We start from the raw sequence: 23604 nt of genomic DNA on the forward strand, positions 1-23604 counted from the left end.
ATGCGCACTGTACTGACCCTTTCTTTGCTTTTGCTTGGCCACACCGCACTGGCCGAAACCCCGAATTCCGCCACCGAACAAGGCCTGCCCCGGCTGCAAAGCCTGTGGGAAGAAGCCAGCGATAGCCGCAACTGGCAAGCCGTGGCGGGGCTGGGCGTGGGCTACGCGCCCGAAATTATGGGCGGCGAAGTTTACAAAGCCACGGCGTTGCCGAGTTTTGATTTATCACACCGCTCGGGTTTCTTTGTGGGTAGCAGCAAAGGGCTGGGCTGGAGCTATGCCGCCAACCCCGACTGGCAAGCCGCGATTTTTATCGGCATGAGCCCGGGCCGCAAAGAAAAAACCAAGCTCACCGATAAGCAAACCTTTAAAGGCATGGGCGAAATCAAAGCCGCCGCGCAAGCCGGCCTATTGCTGAGCTACAGCCTGCAAGACCTCAACCTCTCGCTGCAAGCCACCACCGGGTTAGATAGCAAAAACCGCGGCCAGCAAATCACGCTGGGCGCCGATTACACCGTCTACAGCAGTGCGCAATTTGCGCTGATGATCAATGGCGCGCTCACCGCCAGCAGCAGCGATTATCAGCAACGCTGGTATGGCGTATCCGCCGCGCAAGCCCGAAAGAGCGGCTTTAAAGCCTATCAGGCCGGCAGCGGGCTCACGCAAGGTAGCGTTGGCCTCACCGCCATTGTGCCGCTCAGCAATAGCCTGCGCTGGGTGAATGCCGTGAGCTATAACCAGCTTTTAGGCGATGCCGCCGATAGCCCGCTGGTGAAAGAAAAAGGCAGCGCCGCCCTGATGTCCGCCCTGCAATACACCTGGTAAACCCCGCGGAGAACCCCATGCCCTTCAGCATCCGCCACGCCCTGCGCCGGCTGCTTACCGCTCAGCCCCCCACCGCGGGGGCCGCGGCCCCCAGCCCCGCTCACCCTGCCAGCCCGGCCACTCCGACGGCATTCGAGCACCGCAGCCGCGCCTTTGAAATCGAGGCCCCCAACAGCGCGCCCCCACGCCGGCGCACGGCGGAATACCACGACGTGATACCGCCGATGAATTTGCAGGGTTAAGCCATAGGGAACTGGCGCAATCTAGCTCACAGCCTACCGCGCTACTTACAAAAACTAACCCTCGCCCCGCCGCCCGCCCACCATACTAAGCAGCGCACAGGCTAGGCCTGCATCGATGAGTGGGAGAAAGATGGACGGGATAGGCGGGGTGATACTGGGTACTTTGCTGTACGGCACAGCCAAAGTGCTGGGCTATCGCTGGTGGTGTGGCGTAGGGCTGGCGTGGCTGCGGCCCGATCTCAGCCCCGAAGCCCTGCGCCGGCGCAGTTGGCAGCTGGGTATGACTCGGCTACTGATCGGCTTTGGGGTCGGCATCCCGGTGGCCGCGCTGCATGCCATGGTGCTCGAGCTAACTGGCGTGCAGGCGCTGGCTTATTTACTGGTGTATGTGCCGATCCGCTGGTTTGAATGGGGCCTGATCGTGCCGCTGATGCCCGCCGGCAAACTCAGCTGGGGGCAGCTCTGGCGCGGCCAACACCGCACCGAGCGCCGCTGGCGGCTCATTGGCATCGCCGTATCGTGCGTACTGGATGTGGTGTTTCTGCTCGGGGTGCTCAATGGTATTCGGGGCATGGGGCGGATATTTTGCTAGCCCGTAGATGCGGGTAGTGGCGGCGATATTCACGGGTATAGTCGTGCAAGCATTATCCTTTAAAGCTTTGCTGGCTATACCGCTGCATGTATATATCTTAAGCGGCTGCGCCGCAATGTTTTGATGCGCGTTCCGCCGCGCAGGCAGGTAGGGGGCTTTGCTTCTCCAAAGCCCCCTACACCCCAAAAGAGCCCCGATCGACGCGAAACCCCGCCCGTCCGGCAATTGGCAAGGCGCCGCAAAACTCGCTGCGCGCTACCGTCGCGCAGCTCAAACAGGTTGCGGCTTAAAACCTTGCCAATCACCTCCCGAACGGCGCGTCTCCACGGGCAATCCGTGCTTACCGCGGCAGGGGTATATCTGCCAAAGCCAATTCAGAAATAATCTTCAGAGCAATACTAAGGCAGGTATATACATAAATCGTCGCGCTGCACGGTTTCCCCTGTCATCAAGCCGAGCGAGGAACAAGCGGCAAGGGAATTCGGCGGGCTCTGTTTTGTTAAAGCCCGCCGCCTTGCCGATTGTCCGCAGCGAGGGCATTTTGCGCAGCAAAACTTGATGAGGGGTCGCCTTTGGGGTGAAGGGGTATTTGGCGAAGCAAATACCCCTTCCCGCCTGCGCGGCGCACAGCCGCCAATCCCGCTCAAACACAAAACCAACGTACGCCATGCCGTGGCCTTGGGTCAGCTTCGCTTTTCATCAACAAAGCTAACATTTTTCCAGCAAATAGCTGACGTTGATTTTTCAATTCGATAAGATATTGAAATCCGACGAACGGTAGGGCGTATTCGACGCGAAGCGGCAATACGCCATTGAGTGATTCGATCAACATCCGTGGTACACATGCGGTGTAATGCCTTCGGCGATTACACCCTACGCCGTACCGAGGTGAGAATAAAAAGGACAGTCGATGTTAACAGCTTTTAGCCTTACCAACTTTAAGGCATTTCAGAATTTTCCTATGATTGATATTAAACCCCTTACTGTCATCATGGGGAAAAATAGCTGTGGAAAGTCATCACTCATTCATAGTTTACTACTTCTAAAGCAGACAATGGAGTCGAATGACAAGCTAAGTGCAGTCAATCTAGAAGGTCGGTTTCTCAAATACTCAAATCTTAATGAGCTAAGCTATAAAATTCCAAGAATTCAAACCGCATCGATTGGATACGAATTTAAAACGACAGAAGAAACAACAATAAAAATAGGAATTAGAAACAAAAAAATTAACGACCACTACATTCCTCAAGTTTCAGAATGGCGAGTAAATGATATCGAAGGCAACGAAATTTTAGACGCACTAAAAAGGAAAAGCATAATAACCATGCTTTCCGACAATGAATTTTTCGAAAGATTTCTATCAAAAAAGACATCATTGAAAATAGATTTTCGCAATTTCATACCAGAGACATTAATTTTAGAAAATTTTGATGACGAAGAAAATCTTAGCTCACGCTTTAGCATTCCATTCACCACATTTGAAAGAATCCGCCCAACCATCAATGAATTCACATCAACAATTGATAATATAAAGTATCTAAGTCCTGTTCGCGCAAGCCCACAAAGGGCATACATTCATTACACCGAAACATCACACGACGTTAATGAAGATGGATTCAATGCTGCCCATTACTTTTGGGTTCACAAAGATAGAAAAGTAAAATGGAAAGGCCAAGAAATCACCTTAGTTGAAGCAGCAAATAAGTGTCTAGCATGCGTCGGACTGACACAAAAAATCCAGCCAGTAAAATCAGGCAAACTGATTTATCAAATCAAAGTCAGCCTTGATGAAAAGAAAAGTGTAACAATTGCTGATGTTGGATTTGGTTACTCTCAAGTGATACCAACAATACTTACTGGCCTAACAAGCAATAAGGATAACTTAGTGCTAATCGAACAGCCAGAGATTCATCTTCACCCATCAAGCTGCGCCAATTTAGCAGACCTCTTCTTAGGATTAATCGAAGACAAAAGGCGTTTCATCATTGAATCGCATAGCCAAGATTTTATTAATCGATTACAACTTAGAGTCATAGAAAATCCAACACTCGCAGAGAAAATTAACATTATCTTCATTGACAAGGACGACAACGGAAACCCAAAGGCAAATCAATTTACAATTGACAAAAATGGTAACTTTCCGGACTTCCCACCAGGATTTTTAGACGAGTCCGAAAATGGAGCAGTGAGCATACTAAAGGCACGCTCTGAATCAAGAAGAAAAAACAAATCATTGATAGAAAGCGAAGTACAAGAAGAAAACAACAATCGCCGAGATTGAAATGACGACAATAACAATCTGCCCAAAAGAATTAAATCCATTCCCAGTGCCAACAAATGATGCGGATTTAGATCTCTACGATGATCATATCGCAGACCTTGCTGCATTTATCTCCGACTGCCCAAGAAATAATATTAATCTAGTGCACTCAAAAGATATTATTGATCATTTATTGCAAACGGCACCATGGAATGGCACGATCAATCCAGAATATAGAATCTACCTAAGTCAATGGCGGAGAGCAATTATTGGACCACTTTCTAAAGCTCAGTCAATGGCTACACAAGCATCGAATGCAAGCATTCCATGCACAGAGTTAACGGACCCAACAATAAATCCGCTCTTCAACGAGCTATTAACTAGCTTAATCCAAAATAGTCAAGTTAGATATGGAAAAAACCATTTCGGAGTATACGCTAAAAACCCTTGTAGTAAGGCAGCAAAATGCAACAATGGAATCATAATTTCTAGCAATAAGATGCTCAAGACTGTCAAGCACCCTATGTATCTGATATATCCTAAAACATTGCCATCGGAAGGCACACACCCATTTACCCCCCCTTCGCATAACATAACACAGCCTCTAATGTGTAATCAGGATGGGTATATTTCTGGCAATAATAAATGCTGGCACTGGGATCTGTTTCATGACGACCATTGGGATGTTCAATTAGTAAACCCGCATCAGAATGGTAAATACTTAAATGTAGATTGCGAAGGCAATGAACTTTAGCGCACTTAGCAAATCAATATATTAAATCCATCTAAAATCCAGAAACTATTGAGAGTAATTACTAAAATCTGTGTTTCCGTCACCTCAACAAAAAGCCCCGCATCCGCGGGGCTTTTTCATGGGTATCACTACCCAACCATCATCCAGCAAGGCATCAGGCCACATACCCCAAGTTCGGCGCCAAATCGCGCTCGGCTTGCGCGACCGACACCCCACGCCGCTGGGCATAATCCTCCACCTGATCTTTGGTGATTTTGCCCACACCAAAGTAGCGCGACTCTGGGTGCGCGAGGTAGAAGCCGCTGACCGCCGCGGTTGGCAGCATCGCGTAGCCTTCGGTGAGGGTCATGCCGATGTTCGGCGCGTTCAGCAGTTTGAATAGCTCCACCTTGCTGGTGTGATCCGGGCAGGCTGGGTAGCCGGGGGCGGGGCGGATGCCGGTGTATTTTTCGTCGATCAGCGCTTCGTTATCCAGCTGCTCATCGGCGGCGTAGCCCCACAGCTCGGTGCGCACGCGGGCGTGCATGTGCTCGGCGAAGGCTTCGGCGAGGCGGTCGGCCAGCGATTTGAGCAAGATGGCGCTGTAGTCGTCGTTGGCGTCTTCAAAGCGTTTGACGTGCTCATCAATGCCAATGCCGGCGGTGACGGCAAAGGCGCCAATATAATCAGTCAAGCCGGTTTCTTTCGGCGCGACAAAGTCGGCCAGACACCAGTTGGGCTTCACATCGGCCGCGTTGCGCTCGTCGGTTTTGGCCTTCGGCAATTGCTGGCGCAGGTTATGCCACAGCATCGCGGTTTCGCCGGTGGCTGGGTCGCGGATTTCGATGTCGTCGTGGTTGACCGCATTGGCGGGGAAGAAGCCGATCACGCCAGCGGCAGACAGCCATTTTTCTTCGACGATTTGTTTCAGCATTTTTTGCGCGTCTTCAAACAGCGGGCGCGCGGCTTCGCCGACGACTTCGTCGTTCAAAATCGCTGGATAGCGGCCATACAGCTCCCAGCTCTGGAAGAACGGCGTCCAGTCGATATAGGGTACCAACTCGCTCAGATCATATTGGGTATATTCGCGTACGCCAGTAAAGCTAGGCGCTACCGGCGTATACGTCGCCCAATCTTGTTTGAATTTAAATTCGCGCGCTTCGGCTATGCTGATCAGCTTGGTGCGATCTTTGTTTTCAAACAGCTCGCGCGCTTTGGCGTATTCGGCTTTTACTTCGGCCACGAATGGCGCTTTCAGATCGTCCGACAGCAAGTTTGAGCACACGCCCACCGCGCGGCTGGCGTCGGCCACGTAAATCACTTGGCCGTTTTGGTAGTGCGGCTCGATCTTCACCGCGGTGTGGACTTTGGATGTCGTCGCGCCGCCGATCAGCAGCGGAATATCAAAGCCCTGGCGCTGCATTTCTTTGGCGACGTGCGCCATTTCTTCCAGCGATGGGGTAATCAGGCCGGAGAGGCCAATGATGTCGGCGCCGACTTCGCGCGCTTTATCCAAGATCGTTTGGCACGGCACCATCACGCCCAGATCAAACACCTGATAGTTATTACAGCGCAGCACCACGCCAACGATGTTTTTACCGATGTCGTGCACGTCGCCCTTCACCGTGGCCATAATGATCTTGCCCTTGGCCGGCGCGTCGGCCAGACCCATGGCGATTTTTTCGGCTTCGATAAATGGCTCGAGGTGGGCCACGGCGGCTTTCATCACGCGGGCGGATTTCACCACCTGCGGCAGGAACATCTTGCCGGCACCAAATAAGTCGCCGACGACATTCATGCCGTTCATCAAGTGGCCTTCGATCACGTGGATCGGGCGCTCGACGCTTTGGCGCGCTTCTTCGGTGTCTTCCACGATGTAGGTGGTAATGCCTTTCACCAGCGAATGCGTGATCCGCTCTTGCAGCGGTAGCGTGCGCCAGCTTAAATCTTCACCCGATTTCTGCGCCGCGTCGCCACGGAATGATTCGGCCAGCGCGATCAGCGCGTCGGTGTCGGCCATTGGGTCGGCACCGTCCATCAGCACCACGCGCTCGATGGCGTTGCGCAGCTCCAGCGGCACTTCGTCGTAGTTTTCCAGCGCACCGGCGTTCACGATACCCATCGTCATGCCGCGCTGAATCGCGTGGTAGAGGAATACGGCGTGGATCGCTTCGCGCACCTTGTTATTGCCGCGGAAAGAGAACGACACGTTCGACACACCGCCGCTGATTTTGGCGTGCGGCAGGTTTTGCTTAATCCAGCCAGTGGCCTCAATAAAGTCGAGGCCATAGCGGGCGTGCTCTTCAATACCAGTCGCCACGGCAAAGATGTTGGGGTCGAAAATAATGTCGGCCGGGTTAAAGCCGATTTCATCGACCAGGATGCGATGCGATTTTTCGCAAATCTCGACTTTACGCGCGTAGGTATCGGCCTGACCGACTTCGTCAAAGGCCATCACGATCACGGCGGCGCCGTACATTTTCAGCAAGCGCGCGTGGTGTTTGAATTGCTCGACCCCTTCTTTCATCGAGATCGAGTTCACGATGCACTTGCCCTGCACGCATTTCAGGCCGGCTTCGATCACGTCCCATTTCGATGAGTCGATCATGATCGGCACGCGGCTGATGTCGGGCTCGGCGGCGATCAGATTCAGGAAGGTCACCATGGCCTGATGGGCGTCGAGCATGCCCTCATCCATATTGATGTCGATGATCTGCGCGCCGTTTTCCACCTGCTGGCGGGCGACCTCCAGCGCGGTCGGATAATCGCCAGCCAAAATCAGGCGAGCAAAGGCTTTCGAGCCTGTGACGTTGGTGCGCTCACCAACGTTCACAAATAGATCGCTGTCGCCAATATTGAACGGTTCTAGGCCAGATAGGCGGCATTTAGGCTCGATCTCGGGTAGCTGGCGCGGTGGCAGGTCTTTTACGGCTTCGTAAATCGCCTTGATATGCGCTGGCGTGGTGCCGCAACAGCCACCGATGATATTCACCAAGCCCGAGGCCGCCCATTCGCGCACTTGCGGCGCCATATCTTCAGGCAGCAAATCATAGCCAGTCGGCGCGAGCGGGTTCGGCAGACCGGCGTTGGCGTGTACCGACACATAGGTGTCAGAAATACGGCTCATTTCTTCGACATACGGGCGCAGCAAATCGGGGCCAAGCGCGCAGTTCAGGCCGAACGACACCGCATCGGCGTGGTGCAGCGAGTTGTAGAACGCTTCGGTGGTCTGGCCAGTCAGCGTGCGGCCCGATTGATCGGTGATCGTGCCGGAAATCATGATCGGCAGCTCTTCTTGCTCGGGGCGATCGGCGAAGTATTTCTTAATCGCGAACACGGCGGCTTTGGCGTTCAGCGTGTCGAAAATCGTCTCGACCATCAAAATATCGGCGCCGCCTTTCACGAGGCCGTCGATGGATTCGAGGTAAGCCTCAACCAGCGCATCAAAGGTGACATTGCGGTAGCCGGGGTCGTTCACATCCGGGCTGATCGACGCCGTGCGGCTGGTGGGGCCAAGAATACCGGCACAGAAGCGCGGTTTGCTGGGGTCTTTGGCCGTTTGCGCCACGCACAGATCTTTCACCAATTTGGCCGCGGCGTGGTTGATCTCCCACACCAGGCCTTCCATCTCATAATCGGCCATCGCCATCGAAGTGGCGTTAAAGCTATTGGTTTCGATGATGTCGGCACCAGCATCAAGGTATTGCTGGTGGATTTCGCTGATGATCTGCGGCTGCGTAAGCACCAGCAAATCGTTATTGCCTTTGACATCGGTATGCCAATCGGCAAAGCGCTCGCCGCGATATTGGGCCTCGGTGAGCTTGTATTGCTGAATCATCGTCCCCATGCCGCCGTCGAGCATCAGTATTTTTTCGGCTAGCAGTTTTTTCAGGTGTTCGGCACGCGTCATGGGGCTTGTCAATCAGTAAAAAAATCAATCGGCTAGTTTACCATGAGCACGGCCAAGCTGCGTAAGCTACGCCCCCTAGCGCCAGTGTGCCGGCCGCCGATCGGCACCCCACGCCGCAAGATGCGCCCAACTGATTTACCACAAGGTCGCAGACAGAAAATTAGGAAACCATGAACCCCAAATGGTCCGGCCTGTCGTAGACTCACGCTTTTGTCATAAAGCTGACACAAAGCACAATAACAAGAGGAATCCACCGTGTTATCCCGTCTGTCCACCCGTAACAAACTCTTTATGCTCAGCGGCACTTTGCTGCTGTTAATGACTGGGCAAATTCTGTTCACCCTGTATCAGCTCTCGTTTAATCGCAGCAAGGTTGAAGAGCTACTGCAAGATCGCTATCCCAAAATCGAGCAACAGCAACTGATCACCGCCAATACGCTGGCGATTGGCATGCTGCTGCGCGAAGCCATCATCGATAACGAAGCCCACGAAATCGAACAGGGCCTAAACCGGATTGGCGAATTGCGCCAAAGCTCGACCTCCGCGCTGCAATATTTAGAAACCCACACTGAAAGCGCGGAGAGCAAGGCGGTATTGAGCGAGATTAATGCCGCACGCGCGCCACTGGCCCAGCATTACGAGGCGCTGTTTAGCCTGATTCGCGCCAATCAGGATGCCGAGGCGATGCAATATCTGCGCACGCAATACGATCCGGCCTATCAGCTGTTCCAGCAAAAAGTGGATGCCATGCTGGCCTCGCAAAAAAGCAAAATGAACGCCGCCGGCCAAGCCACCACCGACAGCATTGACCAGCTGTTCTGGCTGATGCTGATTAGCGGCGGGATTGCCGCGGCGCTGGGGCTGGCCGCCTCGCTGCTGATTGCCCACGCGATTACCCGCCCGATTGCCCAGGCGCTGAGCGAAGCCGAGCGCATTGCCGCTGGCGATTTGCGCGCAGGCCCAGCCCAAAATATCGACGGGGATGACGAACCAGCCCGCCTCTTGCAGGCGCTGCACACCATGCGCGGCAATCTGCAAACCATGGCGCAGCAAATTCAGCGCCATGCCCAGGCCGTGAGCGGCGCTGCGCATCTCTTGGCCAGCTCATCCCAGCAAGTGGCCGTGAGCGCACAGCAGCAATCGGCCTCAACCACTGGCGCAGCCGCCACGCTGGAAGAGCTGACCGTGAGTATTCATCTGGTGGCCGATAGCGCCAGCGAGGCTTCGCAACAGGCGCAAAACGCCGGCGAAACCGCCCAGCTGGGTGGCAAATTTGTGGTGAAAGCCTCGAAACAAATGAGCGCAGTGGGCAGCGATGTCAGCCAGTCGGCCAGCCAGATGTCGGCGCTGGAGCAAGATGTGAGCGAAATCGGCAAGATGGCGACGATTATTCGTGAAGTAGCCGACCAGACTAATCTGCTGGCCCTGAATGCCGCGATTGAAGCGGCCCGCGCTGGCGAAACCGGCCGTGGCTTTGCCGTAGTGGCCGATGAAGTGCGCAAGCTGGCCGAGCGCACCACGCATTCGGCGCATGAAATCAGCGAGATGATTACCCGCATCCAAAACGGCAGCGCCACGGTAAACCAGTGGATGAATGAAAGCGTGCACAGTGTGGATGAAGCCGCGCTCAGCGCCGATTCGGCCGCGCTGGCCATGGAAGAAATCGAGGGCAACGCCGGCGCCGTGGTGGCCGCGGTAAATCATATTAGCCATTCGCTGAACGAGCAAAAACTCGCCGGCCAGGATCTGGCCAGCCGGATGGAGCAAGTGGCCCAGATGGCCGAAGAAAACGGCCAGACCGTGCAACAGCTGGCCAGCACCGCGCAGGAATTATCGCGCCTGGCTACGGAGCTTAATACCACGGTGGGGCAATTCCGCTTGCACTAAGCGGCCCACACCCACGCACTTGGCGCAGGCAAAATCTGCGCCAAGTACTTGGTTCCGTTGAAAATTACCAAATCCAGCGCGGCAAAGTACGCAGCGCTGGCAACCGGCAGCGCGTTAGCATTTCAGTATCCACAACTGAAAGGTGACGCCGATGCAAATCCGCTCTCTCACCCCGACTTACAGCACCATCCAGCCGCGCAGCATGAGCAGCGGTCTGCCCACCACCACGCAAAGCGAGGCGCATAGCCTGTGGCAGGAAGACCTGTACAGCAGCAGCCCCGACCTGCCGGCGCTGAGCAAGCCCGAGCTTCCCAGCGCTGCCAAACCGGTGTTGCTGGAGCTGGCCAAGGCCGACCATGTGAACCGGCTGGTGGATATTTATCTGCAATCGAGCGGGCAAGCGCCGCTTAGCCGTCAGAGCACACTCAGCGCCCAGCAGCAGCGCGATTGGCTGCAGCAAACCTATCAGCCCGAGCTGGCCGCCCCCAGCCAGCTGAGCGTGAGCGCGTAAACCAAGCCACGCCACACGCATGCCGCCGGCAGCCAGTCCTACTTTGAGCCTACGCATGGCTGTCGCCAATTTTTCATACAACCGTGAAACAATCGCCATTCCCACCCCCGAATGAGGTGCAAGATGCTGGTTTCACAGGAAAAAACGGCGCTCTGGTGGCGCCTGAACGAGAAAGTGTTCGCACTGGCCCAGCAGAATCTGCGCCGCGCTTGCGAAACCCAATTGCCCAAGCTGCTGCCCGCGCCGCTGCGTGATTATCCGCTGGTCAGCTGGCTCAATACCGGGGTGGCGTATTGGCGGGATAGCCTTGAGCGACAAGCGCTGTACTGGGATACCCTGCGCGTACGTGGTGATCAATTTTTGCAGCACGAGGCTGCCGGCAAACCGCCGGTACTGAAATTTGCCTACGAGCTGGTGGTGGATGCCCGCTCTTTCGCCCAGCCGGTGAATTACGCGCTGGTGCGCATTACCCCGCCGGCCGGCATCACCGTCAACCCGGCCAGCCGCCCCTATGTGGTGATCGACCCGCGTGCCGGCCATGGCCCCGGGATTGGCGGCTTTAAAGCCGAATCGGAAATCGGCGTGGCGCTGCAGGCCGGCCATCCGGTATATGCGGTGATTTTCTTCCCGATCCCCGAGCCCGGCCAAACCTTGGCCGATGTCACCTCGGCCGAAGCCGAATTTTTGCGCTATGTGCGCCAGAGCCACCCTGATGCCCCCAAACCGGTGCTGATTGGTAATTGCCAAGGCGGCTGGGCGGCGCTGTTGGTAGCGGCCAGCTCGCCTGAGCTGGTCGGCGCGGTGGTGGCCAATGGCGCGCCGGTGTCGTACTGGGCCGGCAACGATAACAGCCCGATGCGCTACGCCGGCGGCATGCTGGGCGGTAGCTGGCTGGCCCTGCTGGCCGCCGATCTGGGCAACGGCCTCTTTGATGGCGCACATCTGGTGAGTAATTTTGAAAATCTGGATCTGGGCAATACGCTGGTGAGCAAGCATTACCACCTGTATGACCAGATCGATACCGAGGCGCCGCGCTTTCTGGATTTCGAGCGCTGGTGGGGCGCCAATTACCTGATGAATGCGGCGGAAATCCGCTGGATTGTCGATCACCTGTTTATTGGCAATGATCTGGTCGAGGGTAAAGCGCAAGCCGCCAGCGGCGCGTATGACCTCACCGCAGTGCATGCGCCGGTGGTGATTTTTGCCTCGCTGGGCGACAACATCACCCCGCCGCAGCAAGCTTTTAACTGGATACTGGATCTTTACCCGAGCACCGATGCGCTGAAAGCCGCTGGGCAAGTGGTGGTGGGGCTGGTGCATGAGTCGATTGGGCATTTGGGGATTTTTGTCAGCGCCGGCGTGGCCAGCAAAGAGCATGCGCAGATTGTCGAGCTGATGACCATCATCGAAACGCTGCCACCGGGCCTGTATGCGCTGCAGATCGAAGCGGACGCCGATGGCGGCTGGCGGGCGCAACTGCAGGAACATCCGGTTGAGTCGCTGCATGCGCACCAGCGCTTTGACCGCCGCGATGAGCTGGCCTTTGCCGCGGTAGAGAGCGTTTCTGCCGCCAATATGGCCGCCTATGAGCAATGGCTGCGCCCGTGGGTGCAAGCCTGCAGCAATGATCTCACCGCCACGCTGGGGCGCTTATATCACCCGCTGCGCCTGCAGCGCTGGGCGTGGAGCAGCCTCAACCCGCTGGCGCTGGCCAATAGCATCTGGGCCGAGCAAATCCGCCAGCAGCGCCAAGCGCCGACCGAGACGCTGCCATGGCGGGCGCTAGAACGCCAAAGCGTGCAGCAGCTAGCCGCCGGGCTGGATTGGCTGGGTGCGCTGCGCGACATTCAAACCGAAACTGCCTTTTTGCTCGGCTACGGCACACTCACCCTGCTGGGGGTGGGGCAGGAACATCAGCAAGCCGGGCAGCTCCCCACTGCCGAAACGACAGCGACGGCCCCAAGCCCAGCCACGTTGCCGGCGCCAGAGTCGCCCACGCCGCTGGATTTGCAAGAACAGCTACAAGCGGGGGATGCCACTACCGGCCTGATCCGGCTGGGGCTGTTGCTGCAGGGCGAGCAGATCGATGTACAGCAACGGCAGCTCAGCGTGAGCTGGCTGCGCACGCACACCCCACTGGCGGAGTTGGATGACGATACTCTGGCCACGCTGATTCACCAGCAAAGCCTGCTGCTATGGCACTGGCGCGAGGCCGCGATCGACACGCTGCCAACGCTGTTTGGCAGCAAAGCGGCGCTGGAGCGGGCGTTTAAGCTGTATCAGGCCTTGGCCAAAGAGCATGCGGCCGATCTGGCCCTGAGCGAGCGGCTGAGCGCCCTGCGCAAAACCCTACTGCCCACCCGTCGCCGTGGCAAAACCGATGATGCCATCACGGTAGATGCCGCCTGACTGGTGAATTAGCCACACAAAAACAAACCAGGGTATTGCCCGCCAGTGCATGAATATCAATGCACGTCAGGCAATACCCCGGTTTTATTTGACTGGGCGCCTTGGCGCTTAGATCATTTCCTGCGCCTGAATCGCCGTCAGTGCGATGGTGAAGACGATGTCATCCACCAACGCCCCGCGCGACAGATCATTCACCGGCTTGCGCAAGCCCTGCAGCATTGGGCCCACCGACACCACGTTGGCGCTACGCTGTACCGCCTTGTAGGTGGTATTGCCGGTATTCAGATCTGGGAACACAAACACCGTCGCCTGACCAGCTACCAGCGAGCCCGGGGCTTTTTGCTGGCCCACTTCCTGCACCGAGGCCGCATCGTATTGCAGCGGGCCATCGATGGTGAGCTGTGGGTGGCGGGCTTTGGCGATTTCCGTCGCCGCGCGCACTTTATCCACATCCGCGCCTGAGCCCGATTGGCCGGTGGAATAACTGATCATCGCTACTTTCGGATCAATACCAAACGCTTTGGCCGAGTAGGCACTTTGCGCAGCGATTTCGGCCAGTTGCTCGGCGGTTGGGTTCGGGTTCACCGCGCAATCGCCGTACACCAGCACTTGTTCGGGCATCAGCATAAAGAACACCGAGGACACAATCGAATTGCCCGGTGCGGTTTTGATCAGCTGCAGCGCCGGACGGATGGTGTTGGCCGTGGTGTGGATCGCGCCCGAAACCAGGCCATCCACTTCATCAATCGCCAGCATCATGGTGCCGAGCACGACGTTATCTTCCAGCTGGCGCAGGGCCTGAATTTCGGTCAAGCCTTTTGACTTACGCAGCTCAACCATCGGTGGCACGTAGCGCTGGCGGATTTCGTCCGGATCAAGGATTTCCAGCGTGGGCGGCACGGTCACCCCCTGGGTTTGCGCTACCGCTTCGATCGTGGCGCGTTTACCCAGCAGCACGCAGCGCGCGATGCCTTTTTCTTCACAAATGATTGCGGCGCAAATGGTGCGTGGCTCTTCGCCTTCAGGCAGCACAATGCGTTTGTTCGCAGCACGCGCTTTCTGGATCAGCTGATAACGGAAAGCCGGCGGGCTCAGATGATGTACACCCAGCGTATTCACCCCGGCCACCAGTGCATCCACATCCAGTTGCTCGGCCACGGCATTCATCACCCGGGTCATGCGGTCTTTGTCATCGGCCGGCACCACGGTTGGTACTTTGCTGATGGCCAGCGCGGTGCCGAAACTATCGCCATCGGTGCGCAAGACCGGAATGCCGGTATTAAAGGCCATGTGCACAAAATCGCGCACGGTGTGGTTGATTTCGGTATTGTGCGTCAGCACCAGCCCAGCCAGCTGCACGCCATTGCTGGCGGCCAGTGCGGTGGCCAGAATCACGTCATCGCGATCACCTGAGCTCACAATCAGCGCGCCCGGCTGCAGCCGGCGAATCACTTCGGGTACGGCCCGAGCCGCCACCACGGTTTCGGTGACGCGGCGCTTGGTCAGCTCGCCCTTGACCAGAATTTCGGCATCCAGATGCAGTGCCACATCGAGCGTACGCGGGGCCAGCAGGTGCGGATCAAATTCGATCACGCCCCAGATCGGCAAACCATCCAGCTGGGCTTGCATCTGCGCGCTATCAAAATCAACTGGCGCTTTGTTAAAGATCACCCCGCCCACGCGCACGCCTTCGTTACCAAACTGGCGCGCCGCGACTTTGACTTCTTCGGCGGCGTGTTTGGCGCTGGCATCGGTGACCAGAATCACCGTGGCCTGCAAACCCAACGCCATCGAAGTATTGAGCTGACTGGTGTAGGGGTTGCCACCATCCGGGTGCAGGCCTTCCACCACCAGCACATCGGCGTCATTGGCGGCGTTCATGCACATGGTGACGATTTCTTCGAGCAGATCGTCAGTCTGGCCAATGGAAATTTGCTCGATGGCATAGGCGGCATTCAGGGCATCTGGCACTTCCAGCGAACAAATGCGGCGAGCAAAGTGGCTAGAGCGCTCCACATCGCTGGCAGCCTGATCCTGGGCAACCGGTTTAACAAACCCTACTTTCAAGCTTTGGTTTTGCAGGCAGCGAACCACACCCAAGGTCACCGAGGTCAGGCCGACATTGTGGCGGGTTGGCGCAATAAAAAAGGTTTGCATGGTGTCTTTTCCAAATGGCGTACGCAGACAAGTGCGCACTATAAACAAACAGCAGCTATAGCATCATGACATAGCTCTAATAAAAGTCGAAAAGCGCCCGCAATGCCACTATTCACCTCGTCAAACCCCCAGCCTTATGCTGCAGGGGACGCCGATGAACGGCACAATAGACGCTTCACGCGCCCCGACGAGGACACCCGATGATTTGCGACCAGATTTTGATTCAACAACACGGCGATGAAAATCAGCTGCAACTGACGCAGCGCGAGCTGGCCGCACCGGGCCAGGGAGAAGTACTACTGCGGCAAACCGCCATCGGGGTGAACTTCATTGATACCTATCATCGCTCGGGCCTGTATCCGCTACCGCTACCCAGTGGGCTGGGGCTGGAAGCCTGCGGCATCGTCGAGGCGGTCGGGCCGGGGGTCGAAACCCTGCAAGCCGGTGATCGGGTTGCGTATGCGGGGGGCACACCCGGCGCGTATGCGACGCGCCGTATTATGCCAGAAGCCAAGCTGGTCAACGTGCCTAGGGATATACCTGATGAGCTGGTTGCCGGCACGCTACTGCGCGGCATGACGGCGCAGTATTTGCTGAAACAAACCTACCCGGTCAGCGCAGGCCAGACCATCTTGGTGCACGCAGCCGCGGGCGGTGTGGGGCAGATTTTGTGCCAATGGGCGCAGGGGCTGGGCGTGCGGGTCTTGGGTACCGTGGGTGGCGCCGCCAAAGCCGAATTGGCGCAGGGCTGGTGCGATGCAGTGCTGGATTACACCCAGCCCGATTGGGTAGCCGCTGTACGCGAGCTCACTGCCGGCGCGGGCGTGCCGGTGGTGTATGACGGCGTGGGAGCGGCGACTTTCCTGCCTTCACTCGATTGCCTGACCCCGCGCGGCCTCTTGGCCAGCTTTGGCAATGCCTCGGGCGCGGTTGAAAGTTTTAATCTGGGCCTGCTGGCGCAAAAAGGCTCGCTCTTTGTCACCCGCCCCACGCTTGGCCACTACACCGCCAACCGGGCTGCGCTATTGGCCTGCGCGGATGATTATTTCCAGGCCCTGCTCAGCGGCTTGGTGCAGCCCACCGTCGGCCAGCGTTATGCCTTGGCCGAGGCAGCCCAAGCGCACCGTGATTTGGCCGCCCGCCGCACCACCGGCGGCACGGTGTTATTGCCATGACCACCCTGATTTATCTGCACGGCTTTTTATCCAGCCCGATGTCGGAAAAAGCCCAGCAAACGCAGGCCTGGATGCAGACACAAGGCTTGGCAGAGCAGTATCTGTGCCCACAGCTGCCGATGAATCCACAGCAGGCCATCAACCAATTGCACGAGCTATTGGCACCGCTGGCGGGGGATTTTTGCCTGATCGGCAGCTCGCTGGGCGGTTTTTTTGCCACCTGGGCCGTCGAGGAGTACGGCGGCCGGGCGGTGCTGATCAACCCCGCGGTGCAACCCTATACGCTGATCGAGCAGTATCTGGGGCCACAGCAAAATTACCAGACCGGCGAAATTCACATTATTGACGCCTCGTTTGCATTAGAATTACGCCATTACGAAAGAAGGCCCAGCCAAGCGCAGCGCTACTGGCTCTTGAGCCAAACCGGCGACGAGGTATTGGACTATCGGCACGCGGTGGACTATTACCAAGGATGCCGCCAAACCATCCTGCCGGGCGGCGATCACGGCTTTATCGGCTATGCCGACTGGCTGCCCGCAATCTGGGCCTTTGCCAACGGCATGGCAGCAGCACAAGGGAATACAGAAGAATGACAACGCCACAAACCGGCATTCTGCCACCGGCTTCCAGCAATGGATTATTTATGCTGTTTCACCGCCGCTTGGGTCGGCGCGTGGATCAGGCGTGTAAGCAACTCGTGGCCAGCTGGCCATCCCGCGTGGCGGAGCTCGCGCAAGCCAACCCCGATGCCGAGCTCTACGCCACGCTCGGCATCGGCCCGGAAGTATGGCCCGAATTTTTTGGCGCCAACAGCAAGCCCGCTCAATTACGCGCCTTTCCCCGCATTGCCGGCGCGATTCATCCGGCCCCGATTACCCAGTGTGATTTGATGCTGCATCTGCGCGCCGAGCGCTACGATGTGCTGTTTGAGCTGGCAGACCAATTTACCCAAGCCCTGGGCGAGTGGTTTGACGCCATTGAAACAGTGCAGGGCTTTCGTTATCGCGATCGCCGTGACCTCACCGGCTTTGTGGATGGCACCGAAAACCCAGCCGATGACGAGCGCGCCGCCGTGGCGCTGGTGGGTAGTGAAGATGCGCAGTGGGCCGGCGGCAGCTATTTGCATATCCAGCGCTATGTGCACCGGATGGAAAGCTGGAACAAACTGCCGGTCAAACAGCAGGAAGCCATCATCGGCCGCACCAAAGACAGCGATGAAGAGCTGCCCGATGAAGATCGCCCCCTCACCGCGCACATTAGCCGGGTGGTGATCGAGGAGAATGGCGAAGAGCTGCAGATTCTGCGGCAAAGCCTGCCCTACGGCTCGCCCAGTGGCGATAAGGGACTGTACTTCACCTCGTATTGCAAAACCCCGGCGGTGTTTGAGCAAATGCTGACCCGCATGGTGGCACCCACCGACGATGGCCGGGTCGATCATCTACTGAATTTCAGCCGGGCCGTGACCGGCGCCGCTTTTTTTGCCCCCAGCATTGAAAAGCTGCGCAGTCTGGCTGAATAAAGGCAGACGAAAACAAAAAAGCGCGGTGTAGACCGCGCTTCAGGCTGCTGCCACAGTGCAAGTGCAATATTCTTTAATTCTCGGCAAAGCCGAGCCTGAGGAAATAAGGCTTTGAATCTGCAGCCTTGATGTTCTATTCCCACCCCTCCCGTCCCCTCCTTGAGGGGAGCCTCGCTTCGCGAGTGGGGTTTGTCATCTGGTCTTGCCTAATTCCTTCAATTCGCAGGCAAAGATTAGCTTGCGAATAGCCGCTCGGCATACAGCGCTTCTGGGAAAACATGCCGCCACCACAAGCCTTCCACATAGAAACCTTCGTTGCGCTCGCAGCGCGCGGCCACCGCATTAAAAAATGGGCTGGTTGGTGAAGTTTGCCGCGATAAGCTGGCCGGCAGGCAAAACAACGGTTTGTCGTTCAGTTCGCCCGCCAGCTGAGCCGCCAACTCGGGGCGATTGGCTTTGATCATCAGCGGCACATCGCCGCGCAGTTTTTGCTCGGCCCCGCTGAGCTGGTTTTTGAACGCCAACGCGCCCTTCTGATCCAGCTCGAACATACTTTGCGGCAAAATGCCGCGGGCGACAAATTCTTCATTCAACGCCGGCTTGTGATCACCAAACACCACCAGCACCAGCGGGCGTTGCCGCTGCTTAGCCAGTTTGAATAGGGTGGCCTCGAAGTTCTCCAGATCGCGCACCGCGGCCGCCAGCCGGGTTTGATACTGGCCAATGCCGCTGTCGTTATTGGGAATAAACGGGCCATGGGTCGATACCGTCACCAGAAACATAAACTGTTTCTGTTCGGGGGCGGCGCTGCGATAGTTTTGCAGCGCGACGTCATACATCGATTTATCCAGCGGCCAACCGGCTTTGCGATCCCAATACATGCGATCAATAAAGCGACTTTGCTGAAAGCCAAATTTCGGATACACCTCGGCGCGCTTGTAAAAACTGCCGTGATAATTATGCATACCGGTGGTGAGGTAGCCGGCACTATCAAGCTCACTGGCCAGCGTGGCGCTTTGCTCGCTGTAACGCGAGGAGAAATTCTGAAAATCAATCCCCGGCAAGGAAAGTGATGAAAGCCCGGTCAGCGCCTCATATTCGGCATCCGCCGTGCCGCCGCCATACACCGGGCTAATCGCGCGAGCATGCACAAATCCACGCCGGGTGAGCTGCTGCAGCGCGGTGGGGAGTTTGTCATCCCGGCTGGTGTAACACGACTCGCACATCACCACCACCAAATCCGGGTTGGCCGGTTGCGCGAGCGGGGGTAGCTGCACACTGTAAAAATCATGCTGGCCGGGCTTGGGCACATGCATGCTTTCTGCGCTTAACACCAGATGTGCCAGAATGCCGTTTTGTTTCACATTTTCGCGGAAGTTATAAAACACATAGCGGGTATCTAGTGTTTTACTAAGCCAGCGCTGCGTTTCCAGCGCATACCTACCCGACGTATCGAACTGGCACCCCACAATGCCACACAGCACCAGCCCCGGTAATAAACGGCGCTTACGAAAACTCGGTCGATACCACAGCCCTAAGCTCACCGCCGCTACGAGGCCGACGGCAAAACCGATGATGTCCCAATCGATATAGGCAGTGAGTGCCAACCCTTGGCCCACTTCGAGGAGATCGCGCCCGAGCAAAGGCTCACCAGTGGCCTTGGTTTTGACATAGCTCACATTCCACAGCAGGCCTTCGAGGCTCAGCGCCGCCCAAGCGGCGCACCAGCGATTGAGGAAAATCGCAAAAAAGAAAAACAGCAGCGCGGAAAACCCCAGCCGCGGCACATCCCACTGGCGATCAATAAAATACCGACCAGCCAGCAGCAGCGCGCACACGGCGGCCAACAGCAGGGCCGACTTCAGCCAGGGATGAGAAATAGCAGGCCACTTCAAACGCAAAACCATCACACCATATAAACAAGAATGCCCGGCACCAGCCAGGCATGAGGTCTGTGCCAGCGCAGCACACAGACTAAATACACAGAAATTTTCAGCCATTAATTCAGGCACTTACCAGCCGTCGGTGCGAATCCGCGCCCGCTCTGGGGGTGCCTAGCAGAATATTATGACCGAATTACGCGCCCCTCGCAGTGAGACATTTACACTACAGACCAACGGTTAGGCTCGGCGCGGCGGGCGAAAGCGTAATGCCTCGGGGTAGGGAAAAAAGTCTTCGATTTGCCCGGCTTTGATTCGCGCCTTACAGCCTTGCCAGAACTGCGGCGTGAGCAAATCGGCGTGGTAACGCTCAAAGGCGGCGCGCACATCGGCGCGTGTGAGCAGGAAATTGCCAAATTCCTCGGGATACACCTCGTTTTTATTGCCGCTAAACCAGGTATCCCCACTGAGCTCAAATTCGGGCGAGGGCGGCGGGGGAATCCGGCGAAAATCGCAGTCGGTCATGTATTCGATTTCATCGTAATCGTAAAACACCACCCGACCGGCGTGCGTCACCCCAAAGTTTTTAAACAACATATCGCCGGGGAAAATATTGGCTATCGCCAGCTCGCGCAGCGCATTGCCATAATCGCGAATCACCGCCTCCACCGCCGCGCCTTCGCGATGCTGGATATATAAATTCAGCGGTTTCATCCGGCATTCGATAAATAAATGCCGGATCACCACTTCATCGCCCTCTTCCTCAATCGCAGTGGGCGCCAGCTCGCGCAGCTCGGCTAGCACCTCGGGGGCGAAACGCGCTTTGGGCAAGGCGACATTAGAAAACTCGAGCGAATCGGCCATCCGCCCCACCCGATCATGCTGCTTCACCAGTAAATACTTCGCCCGCACCGTGGCGTGATCCACTTCTTTCGGCGGCGCAAACACGTCTTTAATCACCTTAAACACATAGGGAAACGACGGCAGCGTAAACACGCTCATCACCATACCCTTAGTACCCGGCGCAAACACAAACTGATCGCTGGAGTGGCGCAAATGATGAAAGAGCTCGCGGTAAAACATGGTTTTGCCCTGCTTACCCAGCCCCAGCATCATATACAGCTCAGCCCGTGGCTTATTGGGCAACATGTCATGCAAAAACTGCACATAGGCCGACGGCGCGGCCATATCGACCAGAAAATACGCCCGAGAAAGCGAAAACAGATGGCGGATTTGTTCACCACGAAACAGCGCGGCATCTACATACAAATGGCCATCCTCGCGCCGGCAAATCGGCAGCGCAAACGGGATTTTCTTGCGCCCATAATTGGCCTGCCCCAGTAAATAGGCCGCCTTATTGCGATAAAACGGCGAGGCCAGCACCTGGATATAGCTATTGAATTTGGCCTTGGGCGCTTTGCCCAGATGACGCCGCAGCGCACAGATGATTTGCCGCACATCCCGCTCAAGATGCGCAAAGGGCAGGCGAAAGCCGAAATCCGCCAAAATAGCCCGAATAGTGGCCGCCAAGCCCGCTTCATTCGGGTAGTACGTGCGAAACGCCGGGCCATCGGCCTCGATGTATTCGGTAGAGACCGCCGGGCGGTAAAAGATAAAATCGTTATGAAAATAGGTGCGATGCAAGATGCGGCAGCACACCGAGTTAAAAAACGTCTCGGCCAACTCCATTTGCTGGTGGTTGACCAGTAAGCCGATGTATTGCTGCTTCACCCGCTGCCACACACTATCGGGCAAGGATTCAGCATTAAAACTCTGTTTGAGCTGCTGCACACACTCTTGCACCCGCAAATCGTAAAAAGCGATCCGCTCGCGCACGAGGGTTTGCTGGGCATGAATATCGCCGGCCTCAAAATGAGCCTGCGCCGCGCGGCTGGCCTCGCGAAAGACCCGATAGTGGTGATCAAAGCCAGCCAGAATCGCCCGCGCAATCGCATGGCCCAGCTCCAGTTCATTGGCAAATTCGGCAGGGGCGTTCATCAGCGTAGCTCCACAGATTAGTCTCTCGCTTCAGTGTAGGTAAGCCCGGCCAAAATGCTGCTAAGCAATAGCAAAATTGCCAGCGGTTTTTGCCGGCCGCGCCTTGCTTTCTGCCCGGCCAACGCCCACGATGAAAGCAGTCTGCTCTGGAGAAACACATGCAGCGCACCTTCAACCTCGCCGGGCTAATCATTGGCCTGACCGTGCTCAGCCTCGTTTTACTGCTGTGGCAACAGCTGGGCATGAATAAAGTCTTGCTGATCGATGTGCGCACGCCGTTTCCCGTCAGCGTGGCGGATGATCGTATCAATGGCGGCCTCTCTCAGGCACAGCTGATCCGCACTCCCGATGCCCTGCGCCTCGATTGCGAGCTCGCGGATAAATACGAATGGCCATTTTGCGAGCTCGGTATCACGCTGGGCAAAGTCCCGCATGGCTTAGATCTCACCAATTACGATAGCGTGCGGCTGAAATTCAGTTACAAAGGGCCGGGCAAACATCGGGTGCGCTTCTTTTTACGTAACTACAACCCCGACTACAGCAACCCGCAAGAAAGCACTACTTGGAAGCTCAACGAAATCCAGTTCATCGTGCCCGATGGGGTTGAGCAGACCGTACCGCTGAAAAACTTCAATGTCGCCTCATGGTGGCTGGCCGACCGCAATATCCCGCTTGAGCATTTCGGTGTGGATTTGCGCAATGTGCCCTTGCTGATTATCTCAACCGGGGGCGAGCGCGAAGCTGGCCATCATCAGATTGATGTGCACCAGATTGTGTTTGAAGGCAAATGGGTCAGCCTTGAACACATGCTGATTTTTATCCTTTCGCTGTGGGGGCTGATGGCGCTGGGGGTGAGTATTAATCTGCTCTATAAATTGCACCTGCGCCTGAATGTCATTCGCCAGGAAGCGTCGCAGCTGGTCATGGCCAATGAATCACTGCAGGCCGAGAAAAAACGCATTGCCGATCAGGCCAAGATCGACCCACTGACCCAAGTACGCAATCGCTCCGGCATCCGCAACGACATTGCCCGCGAAATGGCCAATGCCACCGATTTCTCGCCACTGGCGATGATTATTTGCGATATCGATCATTTCAAAGCGGTGAACGACACCTATGGCCACGGGGTGGGCGATGAGGTACTGGTGAAATTTGCCCGCCTGCTCAGCACCCATGTGCGGCATGGCGACTATGTGGTGCGCTGGGGCGGCGAGGAATTCGTGCTCTTTCTGCCTAACGCCCGACTCGAGCACGCCCAGCAAATCGCCGAAAACCTGCGCCAAACCGTGGAAGAAACCCGCTGGCCCAAGGCCATCGCCCTCACGGCCAGTTTTGGGGTGACGGTGATTGGCGAAGATGGTTTTGCCCGCGCATTGGAGCGGGCCGATGCCGCGCTGTATCGCGCCAAGCAAGGTGGGCGCAATCGGGTGGAAACCGGCGAACACGGCCAAAGCGCCGACTGAGCGGCGGCGGTTTTCCCCCCAAGCCGGTGGCAAAGCCCTACAA

The 23604-nt window shown here is 56.7% G+C and carries 16 protein-coding genes; 12 read left to right on the plus strand and 4 right to left on the minus strand.

The genetic code is table 11. The annotated features are described in order from the left end of the window. The 5 genes from G482_RS0114110 (at nucleotide 1) to G482_RS20380 (ending at nucleotide 4673) form a co-directional block, all read left to right on the plus strand. A complete protein-coding gene (locus G482_RS0114110) occupies nucleotides 1-825 on the plus strand; it encodes a MipA/OmpV family protein (RefSeq protein WP_028450568.1) in 825 nt (274 codons plus the stop codon). 17 nt (nucleotides 826-842) lie between these two features. Then, entirely contained in the window at nucleotides 843-1067 is a 225-nt protein-coding gene (locus G482_RS0114115; RefSeq protein WP_028450569.1) for a hypothetical protein, read from the plus strand. Nucleotides 1068-1197: 130 nt separating this feature from the next. Then, nucleotides 1198-1659: a hypothetical protein gene (locus G482_RS0114120; RefSeq protein ID WP_028450570.1), complete on the plus strand. Its 462-nt coding sequence runs from the start codon at nucleotides 1198-1200 to the stop codon at nucleotides 1657-1659. Between the two features lie 910 nt (nucleotides 1660-2569). Beyond that, a complete protein-coding gene (locus tag G482_RS0114130; protein WP_034619753.1) occupies nucleotides 2570-3940 on the plus strand; it encodes an AAA family ATPase in 1371 nt (456 codons plus the stop codon). Nucleotide 3941: 1 nt separating this feature from the next. After that, the gene (locus G482_RS20380) at nucleotides 3942-4673 is read left to right on the plus strand and encodes a hypothetical protein (protein ID WP_156905412.1); all 732 of its coding nucleotides are present in this window, start codon (nucleotides 3942-3944) and stop codon (nucleotides 4671-4673) included. Nucleotides 4674-4827: 154 nt separating this feature from the next. Here the strand turns inward: G482_RS20380 and metH are convergent, their stop codons facing one another. Then, entirely contained in the window at nucleotides 4828-8562 is a 3735-nt protein-coding gene (gene metH / locus G482_RS0114135; RefSeq protein WP_028450573.1) for a methionine synthase, read from the minus strand. A 255-nt stretch (nucleotides 8563-8817) separates the two neighbouring features. Between metH and G482_RS18865 the strand changes: the two genes are divergently transcribed. From G482_RS18865 to G482_RS18870, 3 genes are all read left to right on the plus strand, one after another. After that, nucleotides 8818-10449 (plus strand): methyl-accepting chemotaxis protein, encoded by a 1632-nt coding sequence (locus G482_RS18865; protein WP_051259054.1) that lies wholly within the window; start codon nucleotides 8818-8820, stop codon nucleotides 10447-10449. Between the two features lie 151 nt (nucleotides 10450-10600). Beyond that, on the plus strand, nucleotides 10601-10960 hold the full coding sequence (locus tag G482_RS0114145) for a hypothetical protein (protein ID WP_028450575.1): 360 nt from the start codon (nucleotides 10601-10603) through the stop codon (nucleotides 10958-10960). A gap of 123 nt (nucleotides 10961-11083) precedes the next feature. Beyond that, nucleotides 11084-13369 carry a DUF3141 domain-containing protein gene (locus G482_RS18870; protein WP_051259055.1) on the plus strand — a complete coding sequence of 762 codons (2286 nt, stop codon included), beginning with the start codon at nucleotides 11084-11086 and terminating at the stop codon, nucleotides 13367-13369. Nucleotides 13370-13477: 108 nt separating this feature from the next. Here the strand turns inward: G482_RS18870 and pta are convergent, their stop codons facing one another. Next, entirely contained in the window at nucleotides 13478-15526 is a 2049-nt protein-coding gene (pta, locus tag G482_RS0114155) for a phosphate acetyltransferase (RefSeq protein WP_028450576.1), read from the minus strand. 200 nt (nucleotides 15527-15726) lie between these two features. On the opposite strand from pta, the gene G482_RS0114160 reads away from it, so the two are divergent. From G482_RS0114160 to G482_RS0114170, 3 genes are read left to right on the plus strand one after another with little or no spacing between them, the layout of a single operon-like run. Further along, entirely contained in the window at nucleotides 15727-16701 is a 975-nt protein-coding gene (locus tag G482_RS0114160) for a quinone oxidoreductase family protein (protein WP_034619754.1), read from the plus strand. Then, nucleotides 16698-17294 (plus strand): YqiA/YcfP family alpha/beta fold hydrolase, encoded by a 597-nt coding sequence (locus tag G482_RS0114165; protein WP_028450578.1) that lies wholly within the window; start codon nucleotides 16698-16700, stop codon nucleotides 17292-17294. Before G482_RS0114160 ends, G482_RS0114165 begins: the two co-directional genes overlap by 4 nt. After that, nucleotides 17291-18220: a Dyp-type peroxidase gene (locus tag G482_RS0114170; RefSeq protein ID WP_028450579.1), complete on the plus strand. Its 930-nt coding sequence runs from the start codon at nucleotides 17291-17293 to the stop codon at nucleotides 18218-18220. The genes G482_RS0114165 and G482_RS0114170 overlap by 4 nt, the downstream gene beginning before the upstream one ends. 233 nt (nucleotides 18221-18453) lie before the next feature. Here G482_RS0114170 and G482_RS0114175 read toward each other — a convergent pair whose 3' ends face one another. Both G482_RS0114175 and aceK read right to left on the minus strand, forming a co-directional pair. Continuing rightward, a complete protein-coding gene (locus G482_RS0114175) occupies nucleotides 18454-20115 on the minus strand; it encodes an LTA synthase family protein (protein ID WP_169721084.1) in 1662 nt (553 codons plus the stop codon). 225 nt (nucleotides 20116-20340) lie between these two features. Then, complete coding sequence (aceK, locus tag G482_RS0114180) at nucleotides 20341-22098, minus strand: bifunctional isocitrate dehydrogenase kinase/phosphatase (protein ID WP_028450581.1); 1758 nt, start codon at nucleotides 22096-22098, stop codon at nucleotides 20341-20343. Between the two features lie 158 nt (nucleotides 22099-22256). Between aceK and G482_RS0114185 the strand changes: the two genes are divergently transcribed. Beyond that, entirely contained in the window at nucleotides 22257-23561 is a 1305-nt protein-coding gene (locus G482_RS0114185) for a GGDEF domain-containing protein (RefSeq protein WP_028450582.1), read from the plus strand. Nucleotides 23562-23604: the final 43 nt, after the last annotated feature.

The organism is Chitinibacter tainanensis DSM 15459, assembly GCF_000429785.1.
GTDB lineage: Bacteria > Pseudomonadota > Gammaproteobacteria > Burkholderiales > Chitinibacteraceae > Chitinibacter > Chitinibacter tainanensis.

Coding starts and splice junctions, on each gene's coding strand:
- G482_RS0114110 (WP_028450568.1), top strand. CDS start 1: ATGCGCACTGTACTGACCCTTTCTTTGCTTTTGCTTGGCCACACCGCA.
- G482_RS0114120 (WP_028450570.1), top strand. CDS start 1,198: ATGGACGGGATAGGCGGGGTGATACTGGGTACTTTGCTGTACGGCACA.
- G482_RS0114165 (WP_028450578.1), top strand. CDS start 16,698: ATGACCACCCTGATTTATCTGCACGGCTTTTTATCCAGCCCGATGTCG.
- G482_RS18870 (WP_051259055.1), top strand. CDS start 11,084: ATGCTGGTTTCACAGGAAAAAACGGCGCTCTGGTGGCGCCTGAACGAG.
- G482_RS0114115 (WP_028450569.1), top strand. CDS start 843: ATGCCCTTCAGCATCCGCCACGCCCTGCGCCGGCTGCTTACCGCTCAG.
- G482_RS0114160 (WP_034619754.1), top strand. CDS start 15,727: ATGATTTGCGACCAGATTTTGATTCAACAACACGGCGATGAAAATCAG.
- aceK (WP_028450581.1), bottom strand. CDS start 22,098: ATGAACGCCCCTGCCGAATTTGCCAATGAACTGGAGCTGGGCCATGCG.
- G482_RS0114145 (WP_028450575.1), top strand. CDS start 10,601: ATGCAAATCCGCTCTCTCACCCCGACTTACAGCACCATCCAGCCGCGC.
- G482_RS0114185 (WP_028450582.1), top strand. CDS start 22,257: ATGCAGCGCACCTTCAACCTCGCCGGGCTAATCATTGGCCTGACCGTG.
- G482_RS0114170 (WP_028450579.1), top strand. CDS start 17,291: ATGACAACGCCACAAACCGGCATTCTGCCACCGGCTTCCAGCAATGGA.
- G482_RS0114130 (WP_034619753.1), top strand. CDS start 2,570: ATGTTAACAGCTTTTAGCCTTACCAACTTTAAGGCATTTCAGAATTTT.
- G482_RS20380 (WP_156905412.1), top strand. CDS start 3,942: ATGACGACAATAACAATCTGCCCAAAAGAATTAAATCCATTCCCAGTG.
- pta (WP_028450576.1), bottom strand. CDS start 15,526: ATGCAAACCTTTTTTATTGCGCCAACCCGCCACAATGTCGGCCTGACC.
- metH (WP_028450573.1), bottom strand. CDS start 8,562: ATGACGCGTGCCGAACACCTGAAAAAACTGCTAGCCGAAAAAATACTG.